11 protein-coding genes and 1 tRNA gene are annotated in these 15,856 nt (G+C 66.6%); 7 read left to right on the top strand and 5 right to left on the bottom strand.

Going from position 1 to position 15,856, the window contains the following annotated elements:
* Positions 1 to 16: 16 nt before the first annotated feature.
* The 4 genes from plsX (at position 17) to ACFE77_RS01455 (ending at position 2,810) form a co-directional block, all read left to right on the top strand.
* On the top strand, positions 17 to 1,060 hold the full coding sequence (plsX, locus tag ACFE77_RS01440) for a phosphate acyltransferase PlsX (protein ID WP_375419834.1): 1,044 nt from the start codon (positions 17 to 19) through the stop codon (positions 1,058 to 1,060).
* On the top strand, positions 1,057 to 2,025 hold the full coding sequence (locus ACFE77_RS01445; protein WP_375419835.1) for a beta-ketoacyl-ACP synthase III: 969 nt from the start codon (positions 1,057 to 1,059) through the stop codon (positions 2,023 to 2,025). The genes plsX and ACFE77_RS01445 overlap by 4 nt, the downstream gene beginning before the upstream one ends.
* A gap of 105 nt (positions 2,026 to 2,130) precedes the next feature.
* Positions 2,131 to 2,430 (top strand): integration host factor subunit alpha, encoded by a 300-nt coding sequence (locus tag ACFE77_RS01450; RefSeq protein ID WP_375419866.1) that lies wholly within the window; start codon positions 2,131 to 2,133, stop codon positions 2,428 to 2,430.
* 5 nt (positions 2,431 to 2,435) lie between these two features.
* Complete coding sequence (locus ACFE77_RS01455) at positions 2,436 to 2,810, top strand: MerR family transcriptional regulator (protein WP_375419836.1); 375 nt, start codon at positions 2,436 to 2,438, stop codon at positions 2,808 to 2,810.
* 154 nt (positions 2,811 to 2,964) lie between these two features.
* On the opposite strand, the gene ACFE77_RS01460 is transcribed toward ACFE77_RS01455, so the two are convergent.
* Together ACFE77_RS01460 and ACFE77_RS01465 are read right to left on the bottom strand one after the other, a co-directional pair.
* Entirely contained in the window at positions 2,965 to 3,189 is a 225-nt protein-coding gene (locus ACFE77_RS01460) for a hypothetical protein (RefSeq protein ID WP_375419837.1), read from the bottom strand.
* A 347-nt stretch (positions 3,190 to 3,536) separates the two neighbouring features.
* Entirely contained in the window at positions 3,537 to 3,707 is a 171-nt protein-coding gene (locus ACFE77_RS01465) for a hypothetical protein (RefSeq protein WP_375419838.1), read from the bottom strand.
* Between the two features lie 517 nt (positions 3,708 to 4,224).
* Between ACFE77_RS01465 and ACFE77_RS01470 the strand changes: the two genes are divergently transcribed.
* The 3 genes from ACFE77_RS01470 to ACFE77_RS01480 all read left to right on the top strand — a co-directional run bounded on the left by ACFE77_RS01470 (position 4,225) and on the right by ACFE77_RS01480 (position 10,245).
* The gene (locus ACFE77_RS01470) at positions 4,225 to 7,344 is read left to right on the top strand and encodes a TonB-dependent receptor (protein ID WP_375419839.1); all 3,120 of its coding nucleotides are present in this window, start codon (positions 4,225 to 4,227) and stop codon (positions 7,342 to 7,344) included.
* A gap of 85 nt (positions 7,345 to 7,429) precedes the next feature.
* Complete coding sequence (locus tag ACFE77_RS01475) at positions 7,430 to 8,953, top strand: tryptophan halogenase family protein (RefSeq protein WP_375419840.1); 1,524 nt, start codon at positions 7,430 to 7,432, stop codon at positions 8,951 to 8,953.
* The gene (locus ACFE77_RS01480) at positions 8,950 to 10,245 is read left to right on the top strand and encodes a sugar porter family MFS transporter (RefSeq protein WP_375419841.1); all 1,296 of its coding nucleotides are present in this window, start codon (positions 8,950 to 8,952) and stop codon (positions 10,243 to 10,245) included. The genes ACFE77_RS01475 and ACFE77_RS01480 overlap by 4 nt, the downstream gene beginning before the upstream one ends.
* 8 nt (positions 10,246 to 10,253) lie before the next feature.
* Here ACFE77_RS01480 and ACFE77_RS01485 read toward each other — a convergent pair whose 3' ends face one another.
* The 3 genes from ACFE77_RS01485 to ACFE77_RS01495 all read right to left on the bottom strand — a co-directional run bounded on the left by ACFE77_RS01485 (position 10,254) and on the right by ACFE77_RS01495 (position 15,837).
* The gene (locus tag ACFE77_RS01485; RefSeq protein ID WP_375419842.1) at positions 10,254 to 13,811 is read right to left on the bottom strand and encodes a LamG-like jellyroll fold domain-containing protein; all 3,558 of its coding nucleotides are present in this window, start codon (positions 13,809 to 13,811) and stop codon (positions 10,254 to 10,256) included.
* The gene (locus tag ACFE77_RS01490) at positions 13,808 to 15,469 is read right to left on the bottom strand and encodes a glycoside hydrolase family 28 protein (RefSeq protein WP_375419843.1); all 1,662 of its coding nucleotides are present in this window, start codon (positions 15,467 to 15,469) and stop codon (positions 13,808 to 13,810) included. Before ACFE77_RS01490 ends, ACFE77_RS01485 begins: the two co-directional genes overlap by 4 nt.
* A 292-nt stretch (positions 15,470 to 15,761) precedes the next feature.
* A tRNA-Lys gene (locus tag ACFE77_RS01495) sits at positions 15,762 to 15,837 on the bottom strand.
* Positions 15,838 to 15,856 lie beyond the last annotated feature (19 nt).

Genomic DNA, 15,856 nt, shown 5'->3' on the forward strand with positions numbered 1-15,856 from the left:
CGGAACCCGTCTTATCATGCCGGACACTTCAACGATCGCCGTCGATGCGATGGGCGGCGACGGGGGTTTGGCAGTCATGCTCGCCGGCGTCGCACGGGCGCAGGGCCGGCATCAGGGCATGCGCTTCCTGCTGGTCGGCGATCAGGATGGGATCGCGGATGAGCTGAAGCGTCACCCGACGCTCGCGGCTCATGCCGAGATCGTCCACGCACCGGAAGTCGTCGGCGCAAGCGACAAGCCGAGCCAGGCGATGCGCCGCGCGAAGACGACGTCGATGGGCGTCGCGATCGCGCTGGTGAAGCAGGGTCGTGCCGGCGCTGCGGTGTCCGCGGGCAATACCGGCGCGCTGATGGCGATGGCGAAGCTGACGCTGCGGACGCTGCCCGGCATCGACCGGCCGGCGCTGGCGGCGCCGTTGCCGACGCTCGGCAGCAACGACGTCGTGATGCTCGATCTCGGTGCGAACACCGAATGCGACGCGCAGAACCTGATCCAGTTCGCGGTGATGGGCGCGGCCTATGCGCGCGTGATCCTCGATCTCGAAAGCCCCCGCGTCGCGCTGCTCAACATCGGCAGCGAGGACCAGAAGGGCACCGACGAGATTCGCGACGCGGCCGCCGTGCTGCGCGCACAGACCCATCTGCCGCTCGACTTCACCGGCTTCGTCGAGGGCGACAAGCTCGCGCGCGGCGATCACGACGTCATCGTCTGCGACGGTTTTGCGGGCAACATCGCGCTGAAGAGCGTCGAGGGCACCGCGCGGTTCGTCGGCGACCTGTTGAAGCGCGCCTTCTCGTCGTCGGTACGTTCCAAGATCGGGTTCCTGATCTCGCGCCCCGCGACCGAACTGCTGCGCGATCACCTCGATCCCAACAACCATAATGGCGCGGTCTTCCTAGGGCTTGGCGGGATCGTGGTGAAGAGCCATGGCAGCGCCAACGAGCTTGGCGTCGCGACCGCGATCGGCAATGCCGCCAAGATGGTCCGCGCCGATCTTACCCACCGCATCGCGGAGGATCTCGGCAATTTCGAAGCCAAAGTGCAGGTAGGCCACGCATGATACGCTCGGTCGTCATCGGCACCGGATCCGCCCTGCCCGCCCGGCGCGTGTCGAACGCCGAACTCGCGGAGCAGGTCGACACCAGCGACGAATGGATCGTCGAGCGTACCGGCATCCGCTTCCGCCATCTCGCCGCGCCTGAGGAAACCACCGCGACGCTCGGCGCCGATGCCGCGCGCGCGGCGATCGCGGCTGCCGGCCTCGACGCGACCGATATCGATTTGATCGTGCTGGCGACCGCCACGCCCGATCAGACCTTTCCCGCCTCCGCGACCAAGGTCCAGGCGATGCTCGGCATCGACGATTGCGTCGCGTTCGACGTCAACGCGGTGTGTTCGGGCTTCCTCTACGCGGTCCAGGTCGCCGACAGCATGTTGCGCACCGGCGTCCACCGCCGCGCGCTGGTGATCGGGTCGGAAACCTTCAGCCGCATCCTCGACTGGGAGGATCGCGGCACCTGCGTGCTGTTCGGCGACGGCGCGGGCGCGGTGGTGCTGGAGGGGCAGGAAAGCGACGCCGACACCGGCCGCGGCATCCTCGTCACCAAGCTCCACGCCGATGGCCGCCACAACGACCTGCTCTATGTCGATGGCGGCCCGTCTACGACGGGCACCGTCGGCAAGCTGCGGATGAAGGGGCGCGAGGTGTTTCGCCACGCGGTCGTCAATTTGGCGAGCGTGATGGACGAATCGCTCGGGCTGGTCGGAATGACCTCGGCGGACATCGACTGGCTGGTGCCGCACCAGGCCAACGCCCGGATCCTCGACGCGACCGCGCGCAAGCTCGGGCTGTCACCGGACAAGGTGGTCGTCACGGTCGACCAGCACGCCAACACCTCCGCCGCATCGGTGCCGCTCGCGCTCGACGTCGCGGTGCGCGACGGCCGCATCCAGCAGGGCCAGATCGTCGTGCTCGAAGCGATGGGCGGCGGCTTCACCTGGGGTGCGGCGGTCCTGCGCTTCTAGGCCGGCCTGCGCTTCTAAGTAGTTCCATCTTTTTCCTTCCGATCAATGCCAAGCTATTGTACTCTCCTTGCGGGGAATTGGGCATAGGAGTGGCAAATCGTGTTGATGAACACGACCGGGACGTTGACGAGAGCCGATCTGGCCGAGTCGCTCCATCGGGAGATCGGATTGTCGCGCGCGGATTCGGCGAAGATCGTCGAACAGATCCTCGCCGAGATGTGTGGCGCGCTGTCGCGTGGTGAGAACGTCAAGATATCGGGCTTCGGGACCTTCGTGCTCCGCGACAAGGGCGAACGGGTCGGGCGCAATCCCAAGACCGGGATCGAGGTACCGATCGCACCGCGGCGGGTACTCACCTTCCGCGCCAGTCACATGATGCGCGAACGCATCGTCAGCGCCGGCTGAGGCGGGTGCCAGAGAACACCCCCAAGGCAAGCGGGGCGTTCAGGACGATCGGCGAACTCTCCAGCGAAACCGGCCTGCCGCCGCATATTCTGCGGTATTGGGAAACCCGGTTCCCGCAGTTACGCCCGCTGACCCGCGCGGGCAATCGCCGCTACTACCGGCCGCAGGACGTCGCGCTGGTGCGCCGGATCGACACGCTGCTGAACCATGAGGGCTACACCGTTCGCGGTGTCCAGCAGCTGCTCGCCCGCGGCGCGCCGACCACCGAACCATCGGTGGAGGCCACGCCTGCGCTCACCCCGCCTGCCGCGGACCTGACGCATGCATTGCGCGCGATCCGCGACCTGCTTGCCGCGGCGCTGGCCGAGGATCTCGCCTAGGTTCCGTCCGGCTCGTCGAATGCGGCGAGCCGAGCGACAACGGCAAGGATTTATCGAGGTTTAGCCGCTAAGGCCGCGCTTGATCGATAGCGGACATCGATTGCAAGGCGCCCTGCGTATATGTGTCACTACGGTACGCAGGGCGTTTCCTCGATCAGATATCGACCGGGAAAGTCGGCTCGCGCCGTAAGGCCACGATATCGGCCCAGACCAGCGGCCGCGGTGCGCCGCAGCAGTCGATGCACACCGGCAGCACTTCCTCTATCCCCGAGTCGGTCGCGAGCCGCACCATCTCCTGGAGCGAGCCGTGCGCGATCTCGGTCTGCTCCGCGGGTTGCGGCCCCTCTCGCACCCGTCGCAACAACAGCCTGGCAGGCATCCTCCACAGCGCATTTTCCACGGCACCGGACTCCATTCCGCCGAAGCGGCACGATGGGATGCGACCTGCCCGCCTTGTCGACGGCATTGGTATGCCTACGCGCGATATGCGTGCCGTTCTATAACCGGGATTAGTCGCCGTGATCATCGGAAACCGTCAGTGTTTGGTATGCAGCGATGTCGAGTCGTGCAGCTCTCGCGAGCTTGCACGCCAAGAATTCCACGATGCCAAGTCCGATGTCTTCGCCCTCGCGAACGGGACCGAGCCGCTGGCCGAAAGGTCAGCGGTTCTTCTACGATCTAGCTGTCCTCGACACGCCGGAGCGTGACCGCGATCGGTCGCCACCTCTACGAGCGCGAGGCAGAACGCCCTTCGAAGCCCAGCATCGCCTTCGCGGCATCCTTCGCGCTCGTCAGCGCCTTCACCAGACCGCCTGGTGCCGGCTTGTCCCGCTTGGAGGCATTCGCCTCGCGGTGGTGATTACGACTGTCGATGCGCGAGCGATAAGGTTTGGCCATGCCGCTCCCTAGGCTCCGCGCATCGAGCAGCACAACAATCCAGATCAGTGTCGCACCGCCTCAAGCTCAAGATACCTTGGTTCATAAGCACCTAGGCGACGGGCACCGGTGTCTCAGTCGGCCCGCCGACTTTCTGCCGCGTGAACGTGTCGCGCACCCGTTGTTAAGGAGCCGACTCATAGTGCCGCTTGGCGATCCGCTGCAAAGGGTCGCCCTAGAAACTGGCGCTCGTCACCCGTGGCTTATCGTGGCGGGCGCCATTTTTCCGTTGCCGTCGCGCAGACCTGCCGACCCGCTCACATGCACCTTGTCTAGCTTGCGGCATGCCAAGGACATGGCTGGTCCACAGACCGCTTGGAAACCTGTTTGCTGGTCGACCCGCAGCGACATCGACCGTCGGACGGGTTGACACGCCAACGCTCCGGATTGATAAAACAACTTCCAATAAGTATTGCAACATTCTGTAGCAGCATCGCGCGCGAAGACCCGTGAGCTGTCGTAAAAGGGAGAGTCGACGATGAAGAGGCCAACTGTTCGCACCGCGCTGCTCGCGGCGGTCTCGCTGGGCGCTTTGTTGCCCGCCACCGTCTTCGGGCAAGAAGCACCAGCCGCCGACCAGTCCGTGCCCACCGGCAACGCCGCCGCGGCGGTCGCGACCGATCAGGATCCGGTGGCGGCACCCGACCAGTCGGCGCAGGAGTCGGACATCGTCGTCACCGGCATCCGGGCATCGCAGGCGCGCTCGATCGACGTCAAGCGCAACGCCGACAGCGTCGTCGAGGCGATCAGCGCGCAAGATATCGGCAAGCTCCCCGACGTCACGATCTCCGACTCGCTTCAGCGCATTCCCGGTGTCCAGATCCGCCGCAGCGCGGGCGAAGGCGCCGAAGTGAACATTCGCGGCCTGCCGCAGGTGACGACGCTGCTGAACGGCGAACAGTTCCTCGGCGCCAATTCGGTGACGACGGTGCAGCCGAACTTCACCGACATCCCGTCGCAGCTCTTCTCGGGCGCGACCGTGTTCAAATCGCCGACCGCGTCGTTGCAGCAGGCGGGGCTCACCGGGACGATCGATCTGCTGACTCGCCGTCCGTTCGACCTTAAGCAGGGCCTGACCTTCTCCGCCGCGGGCGAAGGCCAATATGGCGACCGCACCGACAAGTGGAATCCGTCGTTCAACGGCCTGCTGTCGTACAATGCCGGTCGGGTCGGCCTGCTGGTGTCCGCCGCCTATAGCGACCTGGACCTGTCGAACAGCTTCCGCGGCATCCAGGATTACGGCGTCGCCATTCGCAGCGAGCGCAACTATGTCGACAATGGCGTGGTGCGGAACGACTTCGGTGTCGGCCTGCCTGCCGGTCAATTCCGGGGCACGCCGATCAGCCAGAACGGCGCGGTCATCGGCTACGACGTGAACGGCGACGGCGACGCGAATGACGGCTTCATCACGCCGCAGTCGCACACCGCCTGGAACCGCATCACCAGCCGCGAGCGTTTCGGCGCCAATGCCTCCCTCCAGTTCCAGATCAACGATTCGCTGAAGCTGACCGCGGACGGCTTCTACACGCGCCAGACCCAATATGATCGTACCGCGGGTTTCCAGTTCCAGAACATCGACTGGCAATCCTCGCCGTATCTGCCGACCGGCTCCACCAACACAGGTGCGCGGATCGGGGACCAGCACGGCGCTACCGTGGATCTCAACACGGTCCAGGCCTACCGGTACGACATGCCGAACTTCGACAGCTATTCGGAGACGTTCCGAGTCAAGTCGAAGTCGCAGAACTACAATCTGCAGCTCGATTGGGACAATGGCGGCTCGCTGACCGCGACCGTGCGTGGCATCTATGGCAAGGCCAGCCGCAAGTCGGATCAGTCCTACGCGCAGTTCAGCCTGACCAACGGTACGCAATGGGCCTATTCGGGGGTCGGCAACTATCCGGCCTCGCTGGGCGGCGACGTCCGCTTCAACCCGACCGGCTATGCACCGTACAGCCAGCAGGCCACGGTCGATTATTCGAGCGGGGCGCCGGTCTTCACCTTCCCGCAGGCGTTCCTGACCCAGACCCAAGATACGTCGCGCTATGGGCTGAAGACGATCTCGTCGGAGAACAACGTCTATCAGGACGGCGAGATGTACGCGTTCCGCGGCGATGCGGAGTGGAAGCCGTCCGATCAGTTGTCGCTCAAGTTCGGCGGCCGTTACGGCAAGCGCAGCGTCGACCAGTTCACGTTCGAGCGGGTCTCGCCCTTCTATGCCGGCAACACCGACAATCCGGCGAACCCGGCCGCGGGGTGCCTGGTCAAGTGGAAGGCGTTCGACGTCAACTTGAACGACAATGCGTGCAGCGTTCGCGACGCTCAGGGGAATGCCTACACCGCCGGCTATACCCGGTTGGCAAGCGATCCGGCGTTCGCGGGCATCATCAAGCAATACCAGCTGCCAGCGGCCGGCACGCCGTCGCTGTACGTTCTCGACCCGAAGGCGATGGACGATTCCGAATCGTTCCAGAACCAATTCTACCCCGGCAGCATCAACAACGTTAACCCGGCGGATTCCTTCAGCATCGATCTGAAGCAGCTGTCCGGCTACGCGCAAGTGAGCGGCGAGGGCGAGGTGTTCGGCCTACCCTTCCGCGCGAATGGTGGCCTGCGCGTCGTCAACACGCGCTTCACCGTCCGCCAGAACATCGTCGGCGCACCGCAGCCCTACGGCTTGTCGGGCAAGGACATCGGCGACGCGTTCACCAAGCGCGACTTCACCGATTTCCTGCCGGCCTTCAACGTCGCGTTCGACCTGACCGACAAGCTACGTCTGCGCGGTGCTTTCTCGAAGACGATGACGCTGCTCGACTTCGTGCAATGGGGTGGCGGCCTCAACATCAACTATGCGATCGATACCAACACCAATCCGCCGCTGTTCCGGGCAGCGGGCGGCAACTCGCGGGGTAATGCGCAGCTCAACCCGTGGCGCGCCGACAATGCGGAGGCGAGCCTCGAATATTACACCGGTCGATCGAGCCTGGTGTCCGCGGGCGTCTTCTACATCAACGTCGACAGCTTCATCACCAACGGCACCGAGACGCGCAACGACATCCCGGACAATGACGGCGTGATCCGCAACCCCGTGCCGATCAACACGATCGGCCAGGGCGAAGGCGGTACGCTGAAGGGTGCCGAACTGTCGGCGCGGCAATCGCTGGCCGATTACGGCGTGAATGGGTTCTTCGGCGGCTTCGGCCTCGACGCGAACTACACCCTGTCGCTTGGTGATGCCGGCCGTGTCGACCTGGCAGGCAACAAGCAACCATTCCAGGACAACTCCAAGCATCAGGCCAACGCGGCGCTCTGGTACGAGCAATATGGGATGCAGCTGCGCGTCGCCTACAATTACCGGTCGAAGCGGCTGGTCTCGTCCGACTACGGCGGCATCACCGGGCTGGCGCAGTATCAGAAGCCGACCAACTATCTGGATGCGTCGATCAGCTACGACGTCCTGCCGAACGTCACGCTCTATGGCCAGGCGTCGAACCTCACCGCGGAAACCGAGCGCTATTACCTGACCTACCCCGATCAGGTGCTGTTCGAGAACATCTACGAACGGCGTTTCATCGGCGGCGTCCGCGTCAAGTTCTGAGTTCCCCCCACTCCCGCCGCTGCTGTAAGAAGCAGCGGCGGGATTTTTCATCAGATCGGGGCGAAGGCCATTGCCGGCTGCAATCATGAGTGACGGTGGCGAGGGGGCCGGCGGTGTCCGGCGGATCGTGATCGTCGGCGGCGGCACCGCTGGCTGGATGTCCGCCGCCTATCTCGCGCGCAAGCTCAGCCACCTCCCGATCTCGATCACGGTCGTCGACAGCGCGGCGATCGGCACGGTCGGGGTCGGCGAAGCGACCGTTCCCGCCATCCGCGACTTCCTGGCTGCCGTCGAGCTGGGCGAGCCCGATGTGCTGGCGGCGACCGAAGGGACCATCAAGTACGGCATCCGCTTCGTCGACTGGGGCGGCCCCGGCCACAGCTTCTTCCATCCGTTCGGCCTCTACGGCGTTCCCGCTCGCGGTGTCGCGTTTCACCATTATTGGCTGAAGATGCGGGCGGCCGGTCATGACCTGCCCCTGTCGCGCTACTGCGTCGCCACCCAACTCGCCGAGCGCGGCCTGTTCCTGCCGCCGACGGACCGCCCGGTGAACGACCTCGGCGTGTTCAATTTCGCACTGCATTTCGACGCATCGAAGTTCGCCGCGATGTTGCGCCGCCTGTCGGTCGCGAATGGCGTGGAACATATCGATGCGCAGATCGAGGACTTCGATCGCGATCCGGAGAACGGCCGCCTCGTCGCCGTGCGAACCGCCGACGGACAGACCATCGCCGGCGATCTATGGGTCGACTGTTCGGGCTTTCGCAGCCTGTTGCTGGGCGAGGCGATGGCGGTGCCGTTCGTGGATTGGCAGCACTGGCTGCCCTGCGACCGCGCGATCGCGCTGCCGTGCCGCGCCGCCGGACCGCACAAACCAATGACCACCGCCACGGCGCGGCCGGCCGGGTGGCAATGGCACATCCCGCTCCAGCACCGCGTCGGCAACGGGCATGTCTATTGCTCCGCCTTCATGAGCGACGAGGACGCCGAACGCACCCTTCGCGACAATCTCGAGGGTGAGGTGATCGCCGAGCCCAACCGGCTGCGCTTCGCGACCGGGCACCGCGCCCGCTTCTGGGAGGGCAACGTCGTGGGGGTGGGCCTGTCCGCTGGCTTTCTCGAGCCGCTCGAATCGACCAGCATCGTCCTCATCCAGTCCGCGCTGGAGCGCTTGGTGGCGCTGTTTCCCGCTCACGACATGGATCCGCGACTGGCGACGACCTACAATCGGCAGTCGCTACTGGAGTTCGAGCGCCTCCGCGATTTCCTCGTCCTGCATTACCTCCGCAATCGCCGCATTGGTGAGCCCTTCTGGGATGCGATGCGCGAGATCGCGTTGCCCCACGGCTTGCAGGAACGGATCGACGCCTGGCAGGCCGGCGGCGAGTTCGTGCGCCGCGAATGGGACACGTTCCAGGATCCCAGCTGGCTGAGCATGTATGCGGGTTTCGGCGACCTGCCGGACCGCCACCACCCTCTCGCGGATCAGTTCGGCGTCGCGGAACTGACCGACAGTTTCGATAGGATGCGCGCCGCCATCGATGCGACGCTGCGTCATGCAGAGCCGCATGCCGACTTCATCAAGCGTCACCGGGCAGCTGCGGCATGACCACCCCCGCCCACACCCGCGCGGTCGCGGCGATGGCGCTCGGCGGTCTGTTGTTCGGGTTCGACACCGCGGTGATCTCGGGCGTGACCGGCGCCCTGCGTCTGCGTTTCGCACTCGGACCGGCCGGGCTGGGCGTCGCCGTGTCTGCCGCGCTCTGGGGTACGCTCGCGGGCGCGCTGTTGAGCGGCGCGCCGGGCGATCGATACGGCGCGATGCGGGTCCTGCGGGTGATCGGGCTGCTCTATCTGGTGTCGGCGATCGGGTGCGCCCTATCCGGCGGACTGACCGCCTTCGCGGCCTTTCGCTTCATCGGCGGGATCGCGATCGGCGCGTCGTCGGTGCTGGTGCCGGTTTATATTGCCGAGATCAGCCCGCCCGCCCGGCGCGGTTTCCTGGTCGGGCTGTTCCAGTTCAACATCGTCCTCGGCATCCTCGTGGCCTATGCCAGCAACTACGCCGTCAGCCAGGTCCTCACGGGTGACGCAGCGTGGCGCTGGAAGCTCGCCTCCGCCGCGATCCCCGCCACGGCCTTCCTGTTGCTGCTCACGGGCGTGCCGCAGAGCCCCCGCTGGCTTCGCGCCAAGGGACGCACCCTGGAGGCGGATGCCGCCGCCGCACGGTTCGGCCTCGACGTACAGGAAGCGCCACCGGCGGCGAACGCGACCGGCCGGCTCAGCTGGCATGCGCACCGCAAGCCGATCATGCTCGCGATCGCGATCGGCCTGCTCAACCAGCTGTCGGGCATCAACGCGATCCTCTATTATCTGAACGACATCTTCGCCGCGGGCGGGTTCGTCGGCCTGTCGCCCGACGTGCAGGCGGTGGTGATCGGCGCTGCCAATCTTGCCGCGACGATGGCGGCGATGACGATCATCGACCGGGTCGGCCGCAAGCCGTTGCTGGTCGCGGGGGGCGTCGTCACCGCGGTCGCGCTGGGGGGCGTGGCGCTGGTTTATGCCGGGGTAGCGTCCAACGCGCTGCTGCTGCCGCTGCTGATCCTGTTCGTCGTCGCCTTCGCGATGTCGCAGGGCGCGGTGATCTGGGTGTATCTAAGCGAGATCTTTCCGACCGATGTCCGCGCCAAGGGGCAGGCGATCGGCAGCGGCACGCACTGGGTCGCTAACGCCGTCCTGTCGCTCGCCTTTCCCGTGCTGGCCCAATTTGATCGCGCGCTGCCCTTCTGGGGCTTCGCCGCCGCGATGCTCCTCCAGGTCATCGTCGTCGCGCGCTGGTTCCCGGAAACCAAGCGACGATCGCTGGAGGCGATCAGCGGCGGCATGGCGAGCCGATGACCGGATCGTCAGCGGTCGGCTTTAGGCCCACGATCGTCACGCAGCCCTAGCTTCAGCATCCTGTCGGCGACGTTCCATCCGCGCACGCTCAGCGTGGCGGGGCGGCTCGCGTCGGGCGACCGGATCGTCACCTCGCGAGATTCACCGGGCAGTAGCGAGACGTAGTTGTCGCTGAGGTAGGCCGGCAGGATCCGGTCACCCTCCGCATCGAGCAGCGTCAACTTCGCTTGCAGCGCCGCCACCTTGGCCGGATTGCTCAGGCGGACCATCAACGTCCGCTCGCCGTCGACCGGTGTGCCCTCACGCGCCATGATGGCGAGGGACACCTTCGGCAACGCGTCGAGTGCCCTCAGATCGACTGCCTCGTCCGCCTGCCAGTAAAGGTTTTCGGACAGCGTCTTGCCGCCGGCGTCGCTCGCGGTGAGACGGACGAGCACCGGACCTTGCTTCATCAGAGCGGCGAGATCGAGCTTCAGCGCCTCGGCGGTGCCGTTCGCCGGCACGTCGATGCGCGCGTCACGGGTCAGCAGGACGCGATTGTCGAGCGCGACGACACGGGCGCTGACGAGGATTCCGGCCAATGGTGCCCGGGTGGCGTTGACCATCAACACGCGGTGGTCGGGCAGGTTCAGCTGGACGTGGACCGGCTCGGCGCCCTTGCGGGTGCCATAAAAGGACGCGTGCGTGTCATAGTCGGAGGAGTAGATCTGGAAATCGGCCGAGGGCCACGCCGGATGCGACATCCACAGCATGCGCGCGCTGTTCGTCGTCCACAGCCCGGCATTGAACCCTTCGAAGATTGCGCGATGCGACTCGTAGTTGAGCATCTGCGCCTTGCGTTCGAAATCGTCGAAGCCGGCGGGCGCGCCGAAGCGAGTCGTCAGCGCGTCCATGAAGCTCTGCACCGACACCGCGCGTTCCTGGTGCCAGTCGTGATAGGCCCAGCTGTCATTCACCGGCCAGCGATCGGCCGCGGGTATGAAACTCGACCAGGCCTCCCGGGTGGGGAAGCTCGGCGTGCCGACCTCGACCGCGAACCCCTTGGCGAAATCGGTGAAATAGCCTTCGGGCGCGCGCCAATTGTAGGGGCCGGAGCCGGCGAGATTGATGATCCGCGAGTTGCCCTTGTACATCCGCGTGCCGTCCTCCTCCCACACCATGTCCTGCAAGGCGGTCTGGAGGATCGGCTGTGGCACGCCCTCGTTGCGACCGATCCACAGCACGATCGACGGGTGCGTGCGGAAGCGCCGCACGGTGTCGCGCGCGTTGGCGACGAACAGCGGCACGTCCTCCGCTTCGGCATCATTGTCCTGAGTCGATTCCCAGAAGTCGTTGAGGATCATCATCCCGTATTCGTCGGCGAGCTGAAAGAAGGCCTCCTCGGTGCTCTGCCCCATCCAGTTGCGGATGATGTTGAGCCCCGCCTCACGGTGCAGCCGGAAATAGGGTTCGAGACGGCTGCGCTCCACGCGCTTCATCATCTCGTCCATGCCCCAATTGCCGCCGCGTGCGGCGATGCGGACGCCGTTGACGCGCAAGACAAGCTGTGGGGAAAGCCGCGGATCGCTGACCACCGGACGCACCGCCGGCGACGTTTCCGCCGCCGGGAACAGCGAGTTCGCCCATCCGCCCGCGACCTTGCGCAGCGCGGGATGGCGTTCATCGATGATCGGGGTGCCGAGCCGTTTCGCCTGGGTGAGATCGACCTCGACGCGGCGCAGGTCGCCCTTGGAGCCGAGCGACGACAGCTCATAGGTGACCTGCCGCATGCCGAAGCGGAGCCGGCGCCGGTCCGAAACGTCCGCCCCGTTGCCGACGCTCAGCCGCAGGTCGTGGAGCGCCGGCTCGCCATAGCCGTTCGGCCACCACAAGCGTGGCTGGCGCACGCGCAGCGCCGCATGATCAGCGGGACGGAACCGCGCCACCACCGTGCCATGAGCGGGCACCGACACGCGCTGCTCCACCGCGACATCGTCGAACCCGGCGCGGACGATCGCATCGGCGGCGACATCGCCCACGTTGCTGACCGGGACCGTGATCTCGACCTCCGCCACCGACAAATCGGGCGTCGGCAGCGTCGTCACCACGTCGGGGTCGCCGAGGCTGAGCGCGTCGGTCGCGACGAGTTCGACCCCCTGCCACAATCCTGTGTTGCGATCGCGGATGGCGGGGATCCAGTCCCACCCCTCGCTTGCGGTGAAGGTCGGCCCGTCGATCATCATCGCGCCGCCATTCTCGCCGCGCCCGGCGGTCATCGATTGTTCGTGCGGAATGCCCGGGTGCGGCGGCGGCGAGACACGCACCGCGACCGCGTTGGCTTGCCCCGGGACCAGCGCACCCGTCGCGTCGAACCGGCCGCGGATGAAGGCGCCCTTGATGTCGCCGAGCCGCCGGCCGTTCACCCAGATCTCGGCGGCGTAGTTGATACCGTTGAACAGCAGCTCCAGACGCTTGCCGCGTTGCGCCTCGGGCAGCACGAATTCGGTGCGATACCAATAATCCTGTCGCGCGAGGCGTTCCGGGATCGCCATGTTGTTGAGCCCGATCCGAGGATCTGGATAGACGCCGCGGTCGACCAGCGTGGTCAGCGCGGTGCCCGGCACGGTCGCGACATGCCAGCGCCGCGCGTCGAACCCGGCACGCGAGAGCAAGCCGGCGTCGGCGGTCACCTGCGGCGCTTCCGCCATCCGCCAGCCATTGACCGCGAAGCGCCCCTGATCCCCCGTCGCCAGCGGCGGCAGATCGGGGGCGGGTATCGCCTTCCCCTTCGCCTGCGGCGCAGCGCTCTTCGGCAGCGTCCAGGCGCGCTGCGGCACCGGCTCGCCATATTGGCTGCGGACCTGGAGCGGCCAGCTGGGGCTATTGCTCTCGAAGCGGACGAGGTCGTCGTCGGGAGCGGTGCGCGCCGCCCCGCGCAGCTCGGCTGCCGTCCATGCCTGCGGCGCCACGGTGAGCCCGGCGACCCTGCCCGTGAAGACGGGTTGGCCGATCGACCGCGGGCCGATCACCACGATCGCCTCGGGTGCGGCCGGCGCCGCCTGGGGCAGGCGCCGCGTGGCGATCTGCCGGCCGTCGAGGAACAGCGACAGCGTATCGCCGCGGCCGATGGCGACCAGATGATGCCAGCGATCATTGGCGAGCGGCGCGCCCGCGCTGACCGGCAGGCCGCCGACGAGCATCGCCGGACGGCCGTCGACCAGCGCCAGCGCGCGCGCATCCGCCGCCCCGGCGGCGCCGATGCCACCCACGATCACCCGACCGGCGACTTGCCGCGCCGGTTTCACCCAGGCGGCCACCGTCCAGTCCGGGCCCGCCTGCCACCGTTCGCCCTCGGCATAGCCTTGCGCGGGTTTGACGATGCCGTCGCCGCCCGCGATGAACTCGGCGTCATATGGCCCCAGCACCGCCAGCTTGGGTCGGGCAAGACGCGGCGACGCCCAATCGACCTGTTGCGCGGCAACACCATGGCCGAGCAGCGATGCTGCGCCGAGCACCAGAAGCATCTGGCGAACCCGGCCGACGGAGCCTTGCTTCGACGCCCAGTCGGCCATGCGGTAGATCGTCACAACATGCTCTCCTCGGTCGCCGCAACGGTGACGGTCGGTGCGGCGGCATCGGTCCGCCTGAAGTCGCGGACCCTGCGCAATCCGATCGCCGGCGTGGTTGGTGACCGCAAATTGGTGACCGCGACGCGATCCGCGCGTTCGAACCATAGCGCCGGTCGCCGATCGGCATAGGTGGTCGCGACCTCGACGTTCGCCAGCTCCAGATGCCGGACGTCGCGCGCCCACAGACCCGTTGCCGGCAGCGGTCCGAACATGCCCGGCTCGGGATAGGCGTCCTCGGCCGCGGCCGGGAAATAATGGAGCAGCGTCTGGCTCTGTCCGCCGACCTGATGCAGCTGCACGTCGGAGATGCTGATGTCCTCCACCGGGTGACCCACCACCCCGGCGATCGTCGACGGCATGATCGCAGCGTCGCGGCTGATCAGATTGTGGATCTTGATCCGACGCAGCACGCCGACCGGCGTGCCCGCCGGGCCCCGCAGGCGGCGCCCCAGCCGCAGGAAGATCGGCGAGGTCTGCGCGCCGCGCATCCTGATGTCGCTGACCGTCACGTCCTCCAGCACGCCGCCGTCGACCGTCTCCAGCGCAAGCCCGCGCGACTGGTCGAACACGCAATCGCGGATCACGATGTTGCGGAAGCCGCCATTGCTCTCGGTCCCGCATTTGATCCGGCCGGTGCCGTTGAAGCTCGGCGGCAAGCGCCGCCAGCTGCCGTCGATCACCGATCCGACCTCATAGCCGCCGGTCACCAGGGAACGCTCGATCACGACGTTCTCGGTCGCGCGGGCATAGCCGAGGGCGAACGAGGATTTGGGGCAGATGCCATCGTCATAGGGGCTGTTCACGGTGCATCCCACGACGCGGACATCGCGGCAGCAATCGATGTCGAAGCCATCGCGATTGGTGTCGACGGTCACGTTGTCGATCACGAGCTTGTCGACGCCGGTCGCGAGCAGGCAGAACCAGCCCCCGCGGACCATCCGCACGTCGCGCAGCGTCACGCCGCGGCAGTTCTTCAGTGCGATGGCCTTGTCGCCCACTCCCGGCTTGCGCGAACCGGCGACGCCGAGCTCATCCCAATAGTCGCGCGCCAGCCCCTCGCCGTCGATCAGCCCGCCGCCGACGATCGCGATATCGTGCAGGCCCTCTCCCCAGATCAGTGAATTGTGCCAATGCGAATGGCCGAAATCCTGAAAGTCGCGGTAGCTGGGGTGGATCGGCTCGGCGGCATCATAGCCGCCGCTCGCCAGCCCTTCGAACGGCACGGACGCCGCGAGGATTGTCGCGCCGGGATCGAGATGCAGCGTGATCCCGCTCCTCATGCGGATCGAGAAGCAGCGATAGATGCCCGGCGGCAGATGCACCGTGCCGCCACCCTGCCCTGCAGCATGGAGGATCGCCGCGTTGATCGCGGCGCTGTCGATCGCCTTGCCGTCGCCCCTGGCGCCGAAGCGGCGGACATCGTGCCACTTCTTCCGGTCGACAGGCGGCGGCGCGGCGATCGCGCGCGCGCCGATCCCGCTCGCGACGCCGGGAACCACGAGCGCCGCCGCAATCCCGGTCACCAGCCGGCGCCGGCTCAGCAGAGAGTCGCCGCCCGATCCGTCCGGCTGCTGGGCTCGTATAGATGAGCTGTGATCGAGACGCTGCGTGTCCACGTAAGCTCCATCTGGCGCTGCCAGCGATGGCATATTTTCCTTATCGGAAGCAAGCAGGTCCCACCCTCTTGCTCATCACAACGTTGTAGCAAGTGCGCCCGCGGTGGTAATTCCGTCCGGTCTATGGCGGACGAACAATCGTCTGCCTTCGCCACGCTATGTCCCAGGCGAGCGTCGTAGCCGCGGCGTAGCATTGCTCGCTCGGTCGACCGCGCAAGTCCTGACGAGATCGTCCCGACAGAGCTACGCCCGCACGATGTCGATGCTGGCCTGTGCTATCGAGAGGCGCCGGTGGTGGGTCCGCCGGGGCTCGAACCCGGGACCTCTCGATTAAAAGTCGCTTGCTCTACCAACTGAGCTACGGACCCTCACACCGGCACGCGGCAC

It is taken from the genome of uncultured Sphingomonas sp. (genome assembly GCF_964243315.1).
Lineage (GTDB): Bacteria > Pseudomonadota > Alphaproteobacteria > Sphingomonadales > Sphingomonadaceae > Sphingomonas.

Bases quoted from the DNA above. Each gene is read 5' to 3' on its own strand.
- plsX (WP_375419834.1), top strand. From the start codon at position 17: ATGCCGGACACTTCAACGATCGCCGTCGATGCGATGGGCGGCGACGGG.
- ACFE77_RS01445 (WP_375419835.1), top strand. From the start codon at position 1,057: ATGATACGCTCGGTCGTCATCGGCACCGGATCCGCCCTGCCCGCCCGG.
- ACFE77_RS01450 (WP_375419866.1), top strand. From the start codon at position 2,131: ATGAACACGACCGGGACGTTGACGAGAGCCGATCTGGCCGAGTCGCTC.
- ACFE77_RS01460 (WP_375419837.1), bottom strand. From the start codon at position 3,189: ATGCCTGCCAGGCTGTTGTTGCGACGGGTGCGAGAGGGGCCGCAACCC.
- ACFE77_RS01465 (WP_375419838.1), bottom strand. From the start codon at position 3,707: ATGGCCAAACCTTATCGCTCGCGCATCGACAGTCGTAATCACCACCGC.
- ACFE77_RS01470 (WP_375419839.1), top strand. From the start codon at position 4,225: ATGAAGAGGCCAACTGTTCGCACCGCGCTGCTCGCGGCGGTCTCGCTG.
- ACFE77_RS01475 (WP_375419840.1), top strand. From the start codon at position 7,430: ATGAGTGACGGTGGCGAGGGGGCCGGCGGTGTCCGGCGGATCGTGATC.
- ACFE77_RS01480 (WP_375419841.1), top strand. From the start codon at position 8,950: ATGACCACCCCCGCCCACACCCGCGCGGTCGCGGCGATGGCGCTCGGC.